Origin of the sequence: Paraburkholderia dipogonis (assembly GCF_046027395.1) — a bacterium.
In the GTDB taxonomy this organism is placed as follows: Bacteria; Pseudomonadota; Gammaproteobacteria; order Burkholderiales; family Burkholderiaceae; genus Paraburkholderia; species Paraburkholderia dipogonis_A.
The window spans coordinates 178160-196201 of record NZ_JAQQEG010000016.1; the positions used below are offsets into that span (position 1 = coordinate 178160).

The 18042-nt window shown below is 61.6% G+C and carries 13 protein-coding genes and 1 tRNA gene; 3 read left to right on the forward strand and 11 right to left on the reverse strand.

Annotation, left to right across the window (positions count from 1 at the left end; genetic code table 11):
- Positions 1-52: 52 nt before the first annotated feature.
- From PQR32_RS18240 to PQR32_RS18270, 7 genes are all read right to left on the reverse strand, one after another.
- On the reverse strand, positions 53-2683 hold the full coding sequence (locus PQR32_RS18240; protein WP_408229563.1) for an enterotoxin A family protein: 2631 nt from the start codon (positions 2681-2683) through the stop codon (positions 53-55).
- Positions 2684-3100: 417 nt separating this feature from the next.
- Positions 3101-3188, reverse strand: a tRNA-Ile gene (locus PQR32_RS18245).
- Between the two features lie 153 nt (positions 3189-3341).
- The gene (gene rpoD / locus PQR32_RS18250) at positions 3342-5747 is read right to left on the reverse strand and encodes an RNA polymerase sigma factor RpoD (RefSeq protein WP_408229566.1); all 2406 of its coding nucleotides are present in this window, start codon (positions 5745-5747) and stop codon (positions 3342-3344) included.
- Between the two features lie 91 nt (positions 5748-5838).
- Positions 5839-7707, reverse strand: coding sequence for a DNA primase (gene dnaG, locus PQR32_RS18255; RefSeq protein ID WP_408229569.1), 1869 nt, complete (start codon positions 7705-7707; stop codon positions 5839-5841).
- Positions 7708-7786: 79 nt separating this feature from the next.
- Entirely contained in the window at positions 7787-8233 is a 447-nt protein-coding gene (locus PQR32_RS18260) for a GatB/YqeY domain-containing protein (protein WP_408229571.1), read from the reverse strand.
- Between the two features lie 235 nt (positions 8234-8468).
- Positions 8469-8681, reverse strand: coding sequence for a 30S ribosomal protein S21 (gene rpsU, locus PQR32_RS18265; RefSeq protein WP_408229574.1), 213 nt, complete (start codon positions 8679-8681; stop codon positions 8469-8471).
- A 68-nt stretch (positions 8682-8749) separates the two neighbouring features.
- Complete coding sequence (locus tag PQR32_RS18270) at positions 8750-9967, reverse strand: BaiN/RdsA family NAD(P)/FAD-dependent oxidoreductase (RefSeq protein WP_408229577.1); 1218 nt, start codon at positions 9965-9967, stop codon at positions 8750-8752.
- A gap of 121 nt (positions 9968-10088) precedes the next feature.
- On the opposite strand from PQR32_RS18270, the gene tsaD reads away from it, so the two are divergent.
- Complete coding sequence (gene tsaD, locus PQR32_RS18275) at positions 10089-11117, forward strand: tRNA (adenosine(37)-N6)-threonylcarbamoyltransferase complex transferase subunit TsaD (RefSeq protein ID WP_408229580.1); 1029 nt, start codon at positions 10089-10091, stop codon at positions 11115-11117.
- A gap of 77 nt (positions 11118-11194) precedes the next feature.
- Here the strand turns inward: tsaD and folE2 are convergent, their stop codons facing one another.
- The 4 genes from folE2 to PQR32_RS18295 all read right to left on the reverse strand — a co-directional run bounded on the left by folE2 (position 11195) and on the right by PQR32_RS18295 (position 15436).
- A complete protein-coding gene (gene folE2, locus PQR32_RS18280; protein WP_408229582.1) occupies positions 11195-12001 on the reverse strand; it encodes a GTP cyclohydrolase FolE2 in 807 nt (268 codons plus the stop codon).
- A 255-nt stretch (positions 12002-12256) separates the two neighbouring features.
- Positions 12257-14164 (reverse strand): 1-deoxy-D-xylulose-5-phosphate synthase, encoded by a 1908-nt coding sequence (gene dxs / locus PQR32_RS18285; protein WP_408229585.1) that lies wholly within the window; start codon positions 14162-14164, stop codon positions 12257-12259.
- A gap of 85 nt (positions 14165-14249) precedes the next feature.
- Positions 14250-15131, reverse strand: a complete 882-nt coding sequence (locus tag PQR32_RS18290; protein ID WP_408229588.1) for a polyprenyl synthetase family protein — start codon at positions 15129-15131, stop codon at positions 14250-14252.
- Positions 15128-15436, reverse strand: coding sequence for an exodeoxyribonuclease VII small subunit (locus PQR32_RS18295; protein WP_007178839.1), 309 nt, complete (start codon positions 15434-15436; stop codon positions 15128-15130). The genes PQR32_RS18290 and PQR32_RS18295 overlap by 4 nt, the downstream gene beginning before the upstream one ends.
- 285 nt (positions 15437-15721) lie before the next feature.
- Between PQR32_RS18295 and PQR32_RS18300 the strand changes: the two genes are divergently transcribed.
- Both PQR32_RS18300 and PQR32_RS18305 read left to right on the forward strand, forming a co-directional pair.
- Positions 15722-16828 (forward strand): aromatic ring-hydroxylating oxygenase subunit alpha, encoded by a 1107-nt coding sequence (locus PQR32_RS18300; RefSeq protein WP_408229591.1) that lies wholly within the window; start codon positions 15722-15724, stop codon positions 16826-16828.
- Between the two features lie 265 nt (positions 16829-17093).
- Positions 17094-17963 (forward strand): sulfurtransferase, encoded by an 870-nt coding sequence (locus PQR32_RS18305; protein WP_408229594.1) that lies wholly within the window; start codon positions 17094-17096, stop codon positions 17961-17963.
- Positions 17964-18042: the final 79 nt, after the last annotated feature.

Below are 18042 nucleotides of genomic sequence, written 5' to 3' on the forward strand. Positions count from 1 at the left end.
ACGCCGGCCAAGGTCTTAGGCCTGGCGGCTTCGATAAACGGGCTCGCCACAGCTACATTCTGTACTTTTCCTTTTGTAGCTGCTCGACATACCGGCGCTCGGCTTCCTGTTCGCCAATCGACTGCCACAGTGTGTCTGGGGCGCGGTAATTGGACGACAGCGACTCCGACAGCCTCTGCATATCTTCCTTGCGTGTGGCAGGATTGATGTCGATCCGCCAGACGGGCGTGCCGTCCAGCTTGCGCACTTCAAGCCGGTTGGGCCCCGCCGACATCGCATAGAAGCCATCCCTGAAGAACCATGCAGCGTGGTGTTCGGACAGCCACGCTGCGGCTTTAGCGCCATCCCCGGCAGGGATCTCGCTCACGTAGTCCAGAAAATTGTTTCCGGATGGCGGATGCGTTCCGGGGACTTGCGTCACAAAGTGGGTGGTGCCGTACGGTAGCGCGGCGTCGGGGTCCTGACTGAACTCATATAGCTGAAACTGATCGCCGGCTGTGTTTCCCCTGAAGGTATGGATGTTCGTCCGCGGCAGCGTGGCAGGTTGCCCCTTGTCATTGAGCGCACTCCATTCCGAATACGAACCTTGATCTGTGGCGCTGACATAGACCGCCTTGTTCAACACACCTCCAGCGTTCAGAAATTTTCCGTCCTCGTCGTGAACGAGGTGACCGTTGCGATAGTCGAACACGCCGTTCCGGTTGTACGGATCCGACGGGATATCGCCGACATAGACATAGCCCCTGCCATCGACGCGAAGCACCTTGCCGAAGTCATCGGTCAGATGAAAACGGCCGTCCTCGCCCCAGATGAAACTGGTCTTGGCCTGGTCGCCATAGCTGGCTGAGACGCCCGTATAGACGTAGTTATCGCTGAACGCGTAAAGGTGTGTGTAAGCGCCTCTATTGGCTGGGTTCAGTTGCAGGGGGCCGCGATAGTCCAGTCCTCGCGCTTGCCTGTCTGCCAGATAGTGAATTTTGTCCGTTGCGTGCCCATAGAATTCGGCGTTAATCAGATCCGGATTTTGTCCGGGCGCGTAGGTCGTTTGCCCATCGCGATGCTTGACGGTCACGAAAGGTCTGTGAATCTCGTCAGCCCATGCTGGGTCAGTCGCCGGAAAATGGCTTAGTTGCGGTTGTGCGCCCGCCGTCCGGGTCTGGTCATAGATGTCCCAGCGATAGTCGGGATTGGCGACGTAAGCGCCAGGTTTGCCGTTTGCTACCTGTCGCCAGCCACGTATCTGCGTATAGTCGATACGTCCCATTGCGGCCACTTCCTGCGTCTGTGGTGCGCGAGCATGGCTGCCGAGGCTTGCGTTGACGTCGACCATGTTTGGGCTTGGCGCGACATAGTAGATGTAACCGTTCGTGGCATTCTTCTCGGAACCGTTGCCCGGCCCGGCGGGCAATCGCCCGATCGCCACATCCGGACTCCGGAAAGTGCCCAGATATCCCGCGCTGTCGGTACCGGACGGATTGGCTGCCACGTCAAAATCGTGCAGATCGAGGTTGATGTCCCGCAGTCTGGTGCGCTCAGCGCTAAATCCACTCTGTTTTTTTAGCGCACTGGGCGTCACGTCGGACGGCCGGTAGAGCGCAAAGGGCTGGCGGTCTGCCGTCGGGTCGGCATCGCGCTTAAGTTCATGATACGTCTGGTGACCGGGAGGCTGGTACCCGGAAGGGCCTGGCTGATCGAAAGAGGGCAATGGCGGCAAGTCGGCGCGCGGCGGTGTCAGCGAGCGGCCGACCATCATCCCGAATCCGTAGTCCAGATCACTCAAGGACTGCGCACCGAATTCAGTTTGCCGCTGACCCGGATTCGCGTAATAGACCGAATGAACCATGCTAATTCCAGCGTATTCCGGATAAGCGTGGTGGAAATAATCGGTCAGGACAGAATGCATACTTTCAAAATTGCCGTAGTCGAATACGCCGAAATTTGCATCGTATATTTGATAGTGATCGTTCAGGTAGTTTCCGGACGGGTTGATTCTTTCTATGAGGATTGAATGCGATGCATTGGGTGCGTCGTTCACCCGGAGCGATAGCCGTGCGAAATCCACTTGTGGACCGCCAGCGTCCGCGCCAGCAAACCTGTTCCGCAATTCTCGAGTCAGTTCATCCGGACTTCCGAGACCAACGGTTCCGGGCATTCTGATACGTCCGGGTATGTCCTGTTCGGGGTAAAAGAACTTCGCTTGCTCCTGCTGGAAACGCCGCACATCGCCGAGTGCCGATTCTCTTGTTTGAGGATTGCCTAGCCTCGTGCGAAGACGATCTGTCGCATCCATCAAATCTGGCGACCTGCCTGTCGTCACTTCATTCATTCCATACACCAGTAATCCAGTGCATAGGCCTTCGCCCGCCTCACCCTTGTTAAACCCAAGATTCTTGTAGTCCAGCCCGTTATAAATCGCGCCACCCTTTGCGAGCGCCTGAAAAGTAGCATGTCCCTTATCGATCGGGAACGGAAGTGGAGTCGTGGATTGCGCGGGCGGAGGCGAAGTTCTACGCACACGCGGCAGGCTGGAATGAGCAGTGGAGAATTCCTGCAGCTTCGACTGCGCGGCTGACGGAATAATCGGCGTGCTGCCGGTTTGTGCAGTCGAGTGATCGTTCTGGTTCGACGGATCCGCTAACGGAATGGTCGGCGTGCTACCGACAGCAAGCGTTGACATGTTCATGCATGGCTGGATTGAGGGATGACTATGTCAACATATTCATGTCGCGCCATGTAGTGCTTGCGTAGGCTGTCCTCTACTCTCTTCCGCGAGGTGGAAACCAACTCATCTAGCCAATCGGCCACGAGCTTGGCATAGGCAGCGCATCCAGACCGACAGGGGCATGCTTCGTGAGAATCGGGCTCAAGGCCTCGATAAGAGTCGCGACGTACATGCCCGTCATGGTGTATCAGGCGGAGGTTCTTGAGGCGGTAGAAAAATTCTGACGGCCGCATCCGCGCGAATGGCGATCATCGAAAGCCAGGATGATCGCCCAGACGGCGGGAAAGTGAGCAGCGTCCCTAGGATACGTGACGGATTGCGCCGTAGCCTACGGTCAATTTTCGAGCTAAGGAATTGCCTCAAAAATCGCTGAAAATTTGGTGGGCCGGGTCGGATTCGAACCGACGGTGTCCTTTCGGAGGCGGATTATGAGTCCGCTGCCTGCAACCAGCACGGCGTCCGGCCCAAGAAAAAAGACCCGGTCGTGAAGGCCGGGCCTATTCGTTGATTGGCCGACATACTACACGAAAAAGGGGCCTTCGCAACCGCTTCGCTACGGCGAACCAACCGCGAGGCCCCTTCAAACCGCTACATCATTTGCAACGAACCCCTGCCTCGATCAATTCCCTTCGAGGAACGACTTCAGCTTGTCCGAACGGCTCGGGTGACGCAGCTTGCGCAGCGCCTTCGCCTCGATCTGACGAATCCGTTCACGCGTCACGTCGAACTGCTTGCCGACTTCTTCGAGCGTGTGATCGGTGCTCATCTCGATACCGAAGCGCATGCGCAGCACCTTCGCCTCACGCGGCGTCAGCGAGTCAAGCACGTCCTTCACGACATCGCGCATGCTGGCATGCAAAGCGGCGTCGGCCGGTGCAACCGTGTTGTTGTCTTCGATGAAGTCGCCCAGATGCGAATCGTCGTCGTCACCGATCGGCGTTTCCATCGAGATCGGCTCCTTCGCGATCTTCATGATCTTGCGGATCTTGTCTTCCGGCATTTCCATCTTCTCGGCCAGCGTTGCCGGATCCGGCTCGAGACCGGTTTCCTGCAGAATCTGACGCGAGATGCGGTTCATCTTGTTGATCGTTTCGATCATGTGAACCGGAATCCGGATCGTGCGCGCCTGGTCGGCGATCGAACGCGTAATGGCCTGACGGATCCACCACGTTGCGTACGTGGAGAACTTGTAGCCACGACGGTATTCGAACTTGTCCACCGCCTTCATCAGGCCGATGTTGCCTTCCTGAATCAGATCGAGGAACTGCAGACCACGGTTCGTGTACTTCTTCGCGATCGAGATCACGAGACGCAAGTTCGCCTCGGTCATTTCGCGTTTCGCCTGACGCGCCTTCAGTTCCCCCGCCGCCATCTGACGGTTGGTTTCCTTCAGGTCCTTCAGCGGCAGAACGACACGCGCTTGCAGGTCCAGCAGACGCTGTTGCTGTTCGCGAATGGCCGGAATGTTCCGCGTGAGGATCGCGCTATACGCGTGACCTTCACCGACGATCTTGTCGGCCCACTCGAGATCCGTTTCGCTGCCCGGGAAACGCGCGATGAATTCCGCACGCGGCATGCCGCACTTGTCGACCACCGTGTGCAGGATCTGGCGCTCGACCTGACGCACTTCGTCCACTTGCGCACGCAGCGTGTCGCACAGACGTTCGACGGTACGCGCGGTAAAGCGGATCGTCATGAGTTCGTTCTGGATCGTTTCCTGCGCCTTCAGATACGACTTGGACTTGTAGCCTTCCTTCTCGAAAGCGCGACGCATCTTGTCGAACCATTCGCTGATCATCGCGAATTTTTCGAGCGACGCACGCTTGAGCGCTTCCATCTGCGCAGCGTTGGCCGTAGCTTGCGCCGTGCCGTCGTCTTCTTCCTCGTCCTCTTCTGCGTCCTCTTCGACTTCCTCGTCTTCGCTCTCGATAGCTTCCGCTTCTTGCGCGGAGAAGCCGTCCGCGTCTTCCGCGTTGGCGTCGATCAGGCCGTCGACCAGTTCGTCGATGCGAATTTCCTCATTCGCGACGCGTTCCGCCATCGCCAGGATGTCGGCGATGGTGGTCGGGCACGCGGAGATGGCCATCACCATGTGCTTCAGGCCGTCTTCGATCCGCTTGGCGATTTCGATTTCGCCTTCGCGCGTGAGCAGCTCGACCGTGCCCATTTCGCGCATGTACATGCGGACCGGGTCGGTGGTGCGGCCGAATTCCGAGTCGACGGTAGACAGCGCAACTTCCGCTTCCTCTTCCACTTCGTCGTCCGACGAAGCCGCCGGCGCGTTGTCGTTCAGCAGCAGCGTTTCAGCGTCGGGCGCCTGTTCGTACACAGCCACGCCCATGTCGTTGAACGTGCTGATGATGCCTTCGATCGCCTCGGTCTCGGTGAAGTTATCCGGCAGGTGGTCGTTGATTTCAGCGTACGTCAGGAAGCCGCGCTCCTTGCCGAGCTTGATCAGCGCGCGCAGCTTGGAGCGGCGTTCCTCGAGTTCCTCGACCGTGCCCGGCTGTGACGACGCGAAAGCGTCTTTCAGCAGCGCTTTTTCCTTTGCACGACGATCGCGAGCCTTGGCCTTTTCCACCTTGGCTGGAACTGCAGCCGCGGGGGTTTCTTCGCTTTGGGTTGCGTCGTCATCGACGGGTACTTCGTTCAGCTTTTTCGTCATGGAGTTCGCCGTACCGGCTGTAGTCTCGACTCGCGGCTGGTGGACAACAGCCGTTTGAACCGTGGATACTGGAACCTCGCGCACTACCGCATCGTCCTGCGCGGCAGCCGCTTCCCTTGCGCTTCTGACACCCGACCCCTTCGTGGCCGGTACTGCTACAACTTTCGCCGCCCTGTCCGGCTCCGCTCGCGCAGCCGCCGTGGTCGAGGACCTCTTCCCGGCAACCGGCGCAACGCTCACCGCAGACGTTTTTCTGGCGGAAGAAACTAACCTGGCCTCGGTGACCTTTCTGGTCGGCTCCCTGGAGCCTGTGCCTGTGGTTTTCTTCCCGCCCGTAGTTCCGCCTGCAGTCTTTGCCATCGCATCGCCTTTTCGCCTTTGCTAGGAAAACCCTTAAAAAACAAACCGCTGGAAACCTTTTATTATAGCACTCCGGCTTCCTGCGCTCCGCCTACAGCCCGAGCTGGCGCTTCATGTCAGCCCGCTTCCGATTGAGCTCCGACAGCTCCGCAAACTCCTCCGGCGTGTGCCGGGATTGCCGAGAAAGCTGCTCGAGACGATCGCAGTAAGCGTCGTACCGCATCTTCAGGATCGCCGCAATCAGTTCCTCTCCAACGATCCGTTCCTGCTCGCGCCGTTCCTCGATGACGGTCGCATCTTCCGGGTCCTTCAGCAGTAAATCCCGGACGTTTTCATCATAGTCTAGAATTTTGCGAAAGATTTCCTCGAAAGTTGGGGCGTTCGCGCCGTTTCGCAATAGGTCGGACAACAACTGAAACTCCGCCGAATCGCCCAGCGCACGCGCGTGCGTCGTCACTTCCTCGAACAGCTCGCCGTGCCGCGTGACCGTGAGAAGAGCCTGTTCGGCCTCTTCATCCAGCACTGACACCGTGCGCGGATACATCACCAGATTGCGCAGCGTTTTTTCCTCGATCCCGGTCACACTGCGCCGGTCTTTGCGGGCCGGCGCCGCGCGGGCCGCCGCCGCGATTCGCGAATCGACCTCACACAGCGCGGCGACTTCGTCGAACGGCACGTCGAGCCGGTCGGCGAACATATGCATGATCTGGGCGCGCAGCGCATTGGCCGGCAGCGCCTGCAGCAGCGGCTTGGCGTCGAACAGCGCGCGGGCCTTGCCTTCCGGCTGGTCCAGCTCCTTGCCGGTCAGCACCTCGTTCAGCATGAACTGCGACAGCGGCATGGCCCGCTCGACCTGCTCAGCGAAGGCCTCGGTGCCGAATTCACGCACATAGCTGTCCGGATCGTGCTCGGACGGCAAGAACAGGAACCGGATGGTCCGGTTGTCCGCCGCGTGCGGCAAACAGGCATCCAGTGCACGGCGAGCGGCGCGCCGGCCGGCCGAATCGCCGTCGAAACTGAAGATGACCGTGTCGGTCTGGCGCATCAGTTTCTGCACATGAATCGGCGTGCAGGCCGTGCCGAGCGTGGCGACCGCGTTCTGGAACCCCAATTGGGCCAACGCGACCACATCCATGTAGCCTTCCACGACCAGCACGTAGTGCTGCTCGCGAATCGCCAGACGCGCCTCGAACAGTCCATACAGCTCGCTGCCCTTGTTAAATAAAGGCGTTTCGGGCGAATTCAAATATTTCGGCTCGCCGCCGTCCAGCACGCGGCCGCCGAAGCCGATCACCTGCCCCTTCACATTGCGTATCGGGAACATGACCCGCTCGCGAAAGCGGTCGTAGCGACGGTTCTGACCCTGAGCGTCAGACTTTTCGCTGACGATCACCAGACCCGATTCGACCAGCGAATCGTCGCGGTAGTTCGGAAATGCCGCTTCGAGGTTCTGCCAGCCGTCCGGGGCGTAGCCGAGCCCGAAACGGGCCGCGATCTCGCCGGTCAAGCCGCGCTTCTTCAGATACTGGATCGCGACCGGCGCGCTGCGCAGTTGCTTGCGGTAGAAGTCGCAGGCGGTCTGCATGACATCGGACAGCGCGGTGGTGACCGCTTTGGACGCCGCCGGCGCATAGCCGCCGCCGGAACCGCCGCCATATCCCGGCGATGGTTCGTTCGGCACGGTTAGGCCAACCGACTGCGCCAACTCATTGACTGCCTCGGGAAACGATGAACCGACGTGTTCCATCAGAAAACCGATGGCCGTACCATGCGCGCCGCAGCCAAAGCAGTGATAAAACTGTTTAGTCGGACTAACCGTAAACGAAGGGCTCTTCTCGTTGTGGAACGGGCACAGCCCCATGAAGTTCGCGCCGCCCTTTTTCAACTGCACATACCGGCCGACCACGTCGACGATATCGACGCGGTTGAGCAGGTCCTGCAGGAATGACGGTGGAATCACAGTAAATGACGCTACCTAAAAAGCTCAGCACCGCGCACGCCGTCGAAAAACGGCACGCACAGCGCGGAAATACGGGAATTTACTTCGCGAGCGCGGCTTTGACTTGCGCCGACACAGCGGTCATGTCGGCACGGCCGGCCAGCTTCGGCTTGAGCACGCCCATCACCTTGCCCATGTCCTGCGGGCCGGCTGCACCGGTTTGCGCCACCGCGGCTTGCACTTCGGCAACGATCTCCGCCTCGGACATCTGTTCCGGCATATAAGCAGACAAGATCGCCAGTTCGGCCTTTTCCTTGTCGGCCAGATCGGTGCGGCCAGCGGCTTCGAACTGGCTGATCGAGTCTTTGCGCTGCTTGATCATCTTGTCGATGACCGCGGTGATCGCAGCGTCGTCGAGCGTGATGCGCTCGTCGACTTCGCGCTGCTTGATCGCGGCGAGCAACAGGCGGATCGTGCCGAGACGCTCGGTCTCACGTGCCCGCATGGCGGCTTTCATATCGTCGTTGATCCGGTCCTTGAGACTCATCACTCACCTGAATGCGTTGGAATTTGAAAAACCGGCCGGGCTAACCACCTCAACACGCGCATCAACACGAATACCCGCTTGGGACTGCTTCCTCAAGCGGGTTGGCACACTGTGCGTTGTGGTTGCGACCCTGCCGGCTGGCCCGAAGGGCCGTGTTTTCCGTGATGGCACATGTCGCGCCCTCACCGGTTGAATGTCGCCGCTCCGTTCGACGGGAACCGCGGCAACGCCAGAATCAGTAGAACTTCTTTGGCAGCATCTGGCCACGCAGACGCTTGAAATGACGCTTCACCGCAGACGCTTTCTTTCGCTTGCGCTCGGCCGTAGGCTTTTCGTAAAACTCACGAGCGCGCAGTTCCGTCAGCAAGCCGTTTTTCTCCATGGTGCGCTTGAAACGGCGCATGGCAACTTCAAACGGCTCGTTGTCTTTTACGCGGATGGTCGTCATTTTTCAATAACGGAACTTTGTAAAGGTTCAGGAGTATAGCAGAGCTTTCTCACAAAGCCAGAGCGCCGTCAAGCCCCTCTGGCGTACTCCGCGGCCGCCTGGCCGGCCGCTACGCCCGATGCCCACGCCCACTGAAAGTTGTAGCCGCCGAGCCAACCGGTGACGTCGACAGCTTCGCCGATGAAGTACAAGCCCGCCGCGCGCGCGCTCATCATCGTCGATGACGACAGGTCGCGCGTGTCGATGCCGCCGCGCGTCACTTCGGCTTTGCGATAGCCTTCCGTGCCGTTGGGGGTCAGCGTCCAGCGCGACAGGGCTTCGCCGACGCGGCGCAGGGTTTTGTCCGGTAAATCGGCCACGCGGGCTTCGGCGGAAATCTGATGAGTTTCCAGCCAGACATGGGCGAGCCGCTGCGGCACCCATTCCGACAACAGATTGGCGATCTGGCGCTTCGTGCCGGTTTTTGCTTCGAGCAAGGCGGTCGTGGCGTCCTGTTTCGGCAAGAGGTTGATGTGAATCGGTTCGCCGGGCTGCCAGTAGCTGGAAATTTGCAGCACGCCCGGGCCGGAAAGGCCGCGGTGGGTGAGCAGCAGGTCTTCGTTGAACTCGACGCCGGTCTTCTTGTTGCCGGTCGCCAGTTGCACTTCCAGCGAGACACCGGACAGCGCCGAGAACGGCTCCCAGTCGGCCGCGGCGAAGGTCAGCGGGACCAGCGCGGGGCGCGTGTCGATCAGCTTGTGACCGAACTGCTTGGCAAGACGGTAGGCGAAATCGGTAGCGCCGATCTTGGGGATCGACAATCCGCCGGTCGCGACCACGAGTGCGCGCGCGGTGATCGGCCCCGACTGCGTATCCAGCGTGAAGCGCCCTTCCGGATCCTGCCGCACCTGCTCGACCGACAGCGGCGTGCGCCACGCCACGCGGCCCGCGTCGCACTCGTTCTTCAGCACGTTGATGACCGCGTCGCTCGACTGGTCGCAGAAGAGTTGGCCTTTGTGCTTCTCGTGCCACGTCACATGATGGCGCTTGAGCAGCGCCATGAAGTCGCGTGGCGTGTAGCGCGCGAGCGCCGAGCGGCAAAAATGCGGATTGGCCGACAGGTAATTGGCCGGGCCGGCATACAGATTCGTGAAGTTGCAGCGGCCGCCGCCGGAGATGCGGATCTTCTCCGCGAGACGCTGCGAGTGGTCGATCAGCACCACGCGACGGCCGAGCTGCCCAGCCACGGCCGCGCACATCATGCCGGCCGCGCCTGCGCCGATCACTGCGATATCGAAGGATTCCATGGGGCCGCATTGTACCTGCGCGTCGGCGGCGCCTTGCCCGCACTGCTATACTTTCAGGCTTGCCTTCTCACTTTCGGGCGCCGGGGTTTTGTCACTTCAGCGTCCGCTCAAGCCACCCATCATGCTCGTTCTCGGCATCGAAAGCTCCTGCGACGAAACCGGTCTCGCGCTCTACGACACGGAGCGCGGCCTGCTCGCGCACGCGCTGCATTCGCAAATTGCGATGCATCGGGAATACGGCGGCGTGGTACCGGAACTGGCCTCGCGGGATCACATCCGGCGCGCGCTGCCGTTGCTCGAAGAGGTGATGGAGCGCGCCGGCACGGCCCGTAGCGACATCGACGCGATCGCCTATACGCAAGGTCCGGGTCTCGCGGGCGCGCTGCTCGTCGGCGCGAGCGTGGCCAATTCGCTGGCCATGGCGTGGGACAAGCCGACCATCGGCATTCATCATCTGGAAGGGCATCTGCTGTCGCCGCTGCTGGTGGATGAGCCGCCGCCGTTCCCGTTCGTCGCGCTGCTGGTGTCCGGGGGGCATACGCAACTGATGCGTGTAACCGACGTAGGCGTCTACGAGACGCTCGGCGAAACGCTGGACGACGCCGCCGGCGAAGCCTTCGACAAAACCGCCAAGCTGCTCGGCCTCGGTTATCCGGGCGGCCCGGAAGTCTCGCGCATGGCCGAATTCGGCACGCCTGGCGCGGTGGTTCTGCCGCGTCCCATGCTGCATTCCGGCGACCTGGATTTCAGCTTCAGCGGCTTGAAGACCGCCGTCCTCACGCATGCCAAGAAGCTCGGCGGCTCGAATATCTGCGAGCAGGCGAAAGCCGATCTGGCGCGCGGTTTCGTCGACGCGGCAGTCGAGGTGCTGGCGGCGAAGTCGTTGGCCGCGCTCAAGAAGACCAAGCTCAACCGGTTGGTCGTCGCGGGCGGTGTCGGCGCGAACCGGCAGTTGCGCGAAGCGCTTTCCGCTGCCGCGAAGAAGCGCAATTTCTATGTGCACTATCCAGACCTGTCGCTGTGTACGGACAACGGCGCGATGATCGCGCTGGCCGGCGCCTTGCGATTGCAACGCTGGCCCGATCAGTCGGGTAAGGACTACGCGTTCACGGTGAAGCCGCGCTGGGACCTGACGTCCCTCGCACGCTGAGTCCCGTATCGTATGACCGTAAAAAAACCGCTTTCAAAAGAAGCGGCTTTTTTTAATGCGGTCAGCAGAAGCGCGTATCAAGCCACGCGCTTATCCCGCTCGATCACTGCGTACGCGCTGTGATTGTGAATCGACTCGAAGTTCTCGGCTTCGAGCACATAAGCAACGATCCGCTCGTCGGCGTTCAGACGCTGCGCGACGTCGCGCACCAGATCTTCGACGAACTTCGGATTTTCGTAAGCACGCTCGGTGACGAACTTCTCGTCCGGACGCTTGAGCAAGCCCCACAGTTCGCATGAGGCTTCTTCTTCGGCGATACGGATCAGTTCTTCCACGGCGACATCGCCGGCCAGTTCGGCCTTAATCGTGACGTGCGAGCGCTGGTTATGCGCGCCGTACTGCGAGATCTTCTTCGAGCATGGGCACAGGCTCGTCACCGGCACCAGCACCTGCAGGAACAGACGCGTCGCGCCGTTGCGAGTGTCACCCGTCAACGTGACTTCGTAGTCGAGCAGGCTTTGCACGCCCGACACCGGCGCGGTCTTGTTCACGAAGTAAGGGAACGACACCTCGATGCGGCCGGCCTCGGCCTCGAGCTTTTCGAGCATCGCGGCGAGCATGGTGCGGAACGTAGCCGGCTCCAGCGGCGCCTTGTTCTCTTCGAGCAACGCGACGAAACGCGACATGTGCGTGCCCTTCTGCTCAGCCGGCAGATGCACGTCGAGGTTCCACGTACCGACCGTCGGCTGCACCTCGCCGCCCTGCGTGCGCACCGTCAGCGGATGGCGCACGGCCTTCACGCCGACCCGTTGAATCGGGATCTGGCGGGTGTCGGGCGTGCTTTGCACGTCGGGCATCACAAAGGCGGGATTCATCTGATTCATTTCTTGTCCTTTCAGGAAACGCCGGACCGTTCCGAGTCTTTCGCCCCGCAGAAAAGCCCATGGGGCATTCCGCTCGCGAGGGCTGTCGCGAAGCGACAGCTTCGGCGGCTCCTAGCGGCCGCGCGGATCAAGGCGCGCAACGGCGAACGCCGGCCCCTGCCGGCGTTGGATGATGGGCCCGTAGGCCCACCGATTCAAGTTGGAGATTGCTTATGGCCGCCATGGCACGGCGGCCGCACCGCGAGCGGCGACGCTTTACGCGACGCGCTTCACCGACGACTGGCCGCCGACCGCGCCGCTCGACAGAAAGCGCTCGCGAATCGACTTGGTGATACCCGCGGCGTCAAGACCACACGCGGCGAGCAGCTTGGCCGGGTCCCCATGATCGATGAACCGATCGGGAAGGCCCAATTGTAGTACGGGTCGCATAACCCCACTTTCAAGCAGGGCTTCGACGCAGGCCGAGCCCGCGCCGCCCATTACGCAGCCTTCTTCGACCGTGACGATGGCGTCATGCGTCTCGGCCAACTGCCGGACCAGATCGGCATCGAGCGGCTTCACGAAGCGCATGTTCGCGACCGTCGCGTCCAGTTGCTCGGCGGCTGCCAGCGACGGCGCCACCATCGTGCCGAAAGCCAGAATCGCAATGCGCTTGCCAGCCGGCTGCGAAGTTTCGCGACGAATCTCGCCCTTGCCGAGCGGCAGCGCCACCATCTGCTTGACGGTGGCGACGCCCGTGCCGGCGCCGCGCGGATAGCGCACCGCCGTCGGGTTCGGCTGCTGCAACGCCGTGTACAGCATCTGGCGGCATTCGTTCTCATCCGACGCGGCCATCACCGTCATGTTCGGGATGCAGCGCAGGAACGCCAGGTCGTAAGCGCCCGCGTGCGTTGCGCCGTCCGCGCCGACCAGACCCGCACGGTCGATGGCGAACACCACCGGCAAGTTCTGCAACGCGACGTCGTGAATCAGTTGATCGTAAGCACGTTGGAGGAAGGTCGAGTAGATCGCGACCACCGGCTTCATGCCTTCCGCAGCCAAACCGCCGGCGAACGTCACCGCGTGTTGCTCGGCGATGCCGACGTCGAAGTAACGGTCCGGGAAGCGCTTCTCGAACTCGACCATGCCCGAGCCTTCGCGCATGGCCGGCGTGATGCCGACCACACGTGCGTCCAGTTCGGCCGCGTCGCAAAGCCATTCGCCGAACACCTGCGTGTAGGTCTTCTTCGACGGCGTGGTGGCCGGCTTGATGCCTTCAGCCGGATTGAACTTGCCGGGGCCGTGGTACAGCACCGGATCGGCTTCGGCCAGCTTGTAGCCTTGACCCTTCTTCGTCACGACGTGCAGGAATTGCGGGCCGCGAAGTTCCTTGATGTTCTGCAGCGTCGGGATCAGCGAATCGAGATCGTGGCCGTCGATCGGGCCGATGTAGTTGAAGCCGAACTCTTCGAACAGCGTGGCCGGCACGATCATGCCCTTGGCGTGCTCTTCGAGCTTGCGGGCGAGATCGAGCATGGGCGGCGCGACGCGCAGCACGCGCTCCACGCCGGCACGCGCGGCGGCGTAGAAGCGGCCCGACATCAGGCGCGCCAGATGGCGATTCAGCGCGCCGACCGGCGGCGAAATCGACATGTCGTTGTCGTTCAGGATGACCAGCAGCGGCACATCGTCTTCGACGCCGGCGTTGTTCATCGCCTCGAACGCCATGCCGGCCGTCATTGCGCCGTCGCCGATCACGGCGATGCCCATGCGGTTGTCGCCCTGCAGCTTGCTTGCGACCGCCATGCCGAGCGCGGCGGAAATCGACGTGCTGGAGTGCGCCGTGCCGAACGTGTCGTACTCCGACTCGTCACGTTTCGGGAAGCCCGAGATGCCGCCCAGCTGACGCAGCGTGTGCATCTGGTCGCGGCGCCCCGTCAGGATCTTGTGCGGATAGGTTTGATGGCCGACGTCCCAGACGATCCGGTCGCGCGGCGTGTCGAACACATAGTGCAGAGCAATGGTCAACTCGACCGTGCCGAGGTTGGACGAAAGATGGCCACCCGTCTGCGATACGCTGTCGAGCACGAAGGCACGCAACTCGTCGGCAAGCGGTTGCAATTGGCGGCGATCGAGGCGGCGCAGGGCTGCCGGGTCGTCAATGGTTTTCAGCAAGTCGTACATCGTCGTTCCATTGTAGGAAAACTTACGCGCCCGCACTTCATACATGCGCCTCATAACGGAGACGCGCGGCGGCGGGCTTTCGCGTTCAGCTAACCCGGTTCACCACCAGGTCGGCCAATTCGGCAAGACGCTGCGCGCGTGCGCCGAACGGCGCCAGTGCGGCGTGAGCGTCGCTACGCAACTGCGCTGCGAGCGCGCGCGATGCGTCGAGCCCAATAATCGACACGTAGGTCGGCTTGCCGTCCTTCGCGTCTTTACCTGCCGTTTTGCCGAGCGTCGCCGAATCGGTCGTGACGTCGAGAATATCGTCGACGACCTGAAACGCGAGGCCGACAGCGGCCGAATATGCGTCCAGCGAACGCATGGCGTCCGCGTCCGGCGTTTCGCCCGCCAGTGCGCCCATGCGCACCGCAGCGCGCAGCAACGCGCCGGTTTTCATGCGGTGCATGGTTTCGAGTTGCGTGCGCGTCAGCGTGTGGCCGACGCTCGCCAGATCGATGGCCTGCCCGCCGCACATGCCAATCGAGCCGCTCGCCAGCGCCAGTTCGCGCACGAGAGCGGCCTGCTGCGCCGGGGCCAGAACGTCCGACGTCAGCGAAACGAATGCCTGCGATTGCAGCGCGTCGCCGACCAGCAATGCCGTCGCTTCGTCATATTTGACGTGTACCGTGGGTTTGCCGCGACGCAGCGCGTCGTCGTCCATGCACGGCATGTCGTCGTGGACAAGCGAGTACACGTGGATCATTTCCAGCGCCGCCGCCGCCGCGTCGAGGCACTCGGCGCGCGCGCCGGTCAGCTCGCCGGCCGCGTGGCACAGCAGCGGGCGAACCCGCTTGCCGCCACCCAGCACCGCGTAGCGCATGGCTTCATGCAGCGTGGCGGGCGCGGTTGCCTCGGTCGGCAAGTAATGTTCTAGTGCCGTTTCGACGCGCTCCAGTACCGAGCGCATCCATTGTTCGAATGTCATAGGTCGTCCCCGCTTTCAGTAGCGGCTGTGCCTGCGGTATTCATGGGCAGCGGCTTGAGCGTCTCGCCGTCGAGCACGCGCACCTGCTGCTCGACCTTCTCGAGCTGCTGCTGGCAAAACGCCACGAGGGCCGCGCCGCGCCGGTAGGCGGTGAGCGACTCCTCCAAGCTGAGATTGCCGCTTTCCATGCGAGCAACCAGCCCTTCCAGCTCCGCCTGGGCGGCCTCGTAATTCTCGGGCAGCGGCGTGGTGTCGACGCCTTCGGCTGGCGTGGCAGCAGTATCTTTCGACGCGGTCTTCGCCATGAATAGTCGCAAAATTAAAACAAGTCGGACATTCTACGGCAAAAGCGATATTTCCGAGCCGCCGCCGCCCTTTGCCCCGCCTTCTCGCTCCGCGCCGCCCTAGCAGTCTCGCAGAAAAAAAACGATCGGTCTGCGGCGAAAAAGCCGAACTTTCCTGAGATTTTTGACCCAAATCAGGCACTTAACGGCCCCAAAGAAGGGGAAACGGGTATAATCGCGGGCTCCCTAAATCGAATCTTCGATGGTTGGGTTGTTCACTGCTTTCACGTCTTCACGGGAGTGGGAATGTCCAATCTGAGCAATGCATTGCAGTTGCGGTCTGTCCACAGCCAGCTGCCAGTCACGGCTTACTTTGACGAAGCGCTTCTAACGCGCGAAATCGAAACCCTTTTCAAGAAAGGTCCTCGTTACATCGGCCACGATCTCATGGTGCCCGAAGCGGGGAATTATTTTGCTTTGCCGAGCGAGAGCGAAGGGCGTGTGCTCGTCCGTAACCAGCAGTCGCAAGTCGAACTGCTGTCGAACGTGTGCCGCCACCGGCAAGCCATCATGCTCAACGGCCGCGGCCAGACGGAGAATATCGTCTGCCCCCTGCATCGCTGGACGTACGACCTGAACGGCCAGCTCCTCGGTGCGCCCCATTTCGCGGACAACCCCTGCCTGAATCTCGGCGCCACGTCGCTGCAGAACTGGCAAGGCCTGCTGTTCGAAGCGCAGGGGCGCGACGTCGCGCGCGATCTGGCGCGCCTCGGCACCAAGGAACACTTCGACTTTTCGGGCTTCATGTTCGATCACGTCGAAGTGCACGAGTGCAACTACAACTGGAAGACCTTTATCGAGGTCTATCTGGAGGACTACCACGTCGCGCCGTTCCATCCGGGCCTCGGCAGTTTCGTCAATTGCGACGACCTGACGTGGGAGTTCGGCGAGTGGTACAGCGTCCAGACGGTTGGCGTGCACAAGGATCTGGAGCAGCCGGGCAGCCCCACGTACCGCAAGTGGCACGACGAAGTACTGCGCTTTCGCGGCGGCAATCCGCCGGAATTCGGCGCGATCTGGATGGTGTACTACCCGGGCATCATGATCGAGTGGTATCCGCACGTACTCGTGGTGTCGTGGCTGATTCCGCGTGGTCCGCAGAAAACCACCAACGTGGTGGAGTTCTATTACCCTGAGGAAATCGCGCTGTTCGAGCGTGAGTTCGTCGAAGCCGAGCGCGCCGCCTACATGGAAACGGCTCGCGAAGACGACGAGATCGCCGAACGCATGGACGCCGGCCGCCGTGCGCTGATGAATCGCGGCGAATCGCAGGTCGGCCCGTATCAGAGCCCGATGGAAGACGGCATGCAGCACTTCCACGAATTCTTGCGGCGTGAACTCGGTACGATCTGATCGGCGCTGAATCAGATTCACCAGATTCTTCTGGCAGTAATCAATGCATGGAAAGACGGGCTTCGGCCCGTCTTTTTTTGTTTAGACTAACGACATAGCTCGGCCAGCCGTTGGTGGCAGCAAGTTGCTCCAACGGAGCCGCCATCGCCCGCATCGAGCTTTACACGGGACGCGAGTAAGGCGCTAAAGTGCCACTCGGGGTCGACCGCTTTGCACGGGACCCGAGTAAGCGCTAAAGCGCTAACTCGGGTCGACAGGAGACGTCATGCCGCACACTCACTACACCACTCTGATTTCCGCGACCAATCTCGCGGAACGGCTTGCCGCCGTGCCGGGCAGCGTGTTCGTCATCGACTGCCGTTTCGATCTGGCCGACACGGAAGCCGGCGAAAAAGCCTATCTGGCCGGGCATCTGCCGGGCGCGCATTACCTGCATCTCGATCGCGATCTGTCGGGGCCGAAGAACGGTCACAACGGTCGCCATCCGCTGCCGGATCGTGCGCGGCTGGTGGAGACGCTGGAGTCGCGCGGCCTGAAGCAGGGCCAGCAAGTTGTCGCGTATGACGCGCAAGGCGGCATGTACGCCGCCCGCGCATGGTGGCTGCTGCGCTGGCTCGGTCACGACGCGGTCGCGCTGCTCGACGGCGGCCTGCAGGCATGGGAAGCCAGCGGTCATCCGCTGACGCAGGACGCGCCGGCCCAGAACACCGGCGACTTCAAGGCAGGCGCGCCGCTGTCCGTCACGGTCGATGCGCAAACGGTCGAGCGCAATCTGGGCTCGAAGGAACGCGTGGTGGTCGACGCGCGCGCAAACGATCGCTATCGCGGCGAGAACGAGACACTGGATCGTGTCGGCGGCCACATTCCCGGCGCGCTCAACCGTTTCTTCAAGGACAACCTCACCGCCGACGGCCGCTTCAAGCCGGCCCATACGTTGCGCGAGGAATTTCACGCGCTGCTCGCCGAAACTCCGCCGGAACACGTGGTGCTGCAATGCGGCTCGGGCGTGACGGCATGCGTGAATGCTCTCGCGATGGAAGTCGCCGGCCTGCACGGTGCTGCGTTGTATGCGGGATCGTGGAGCGAGTGGAGTTCCGACCCGAAGCGACCCATCGCGACGGGCCCGAATCCTTGAGAGTCCCTGCGAAAGTCACCGCGCGTCGTTAGCAAAAAGGCCCGTTCCCCCCCCAAGCGGCCACCGCCGTTTTATAGCC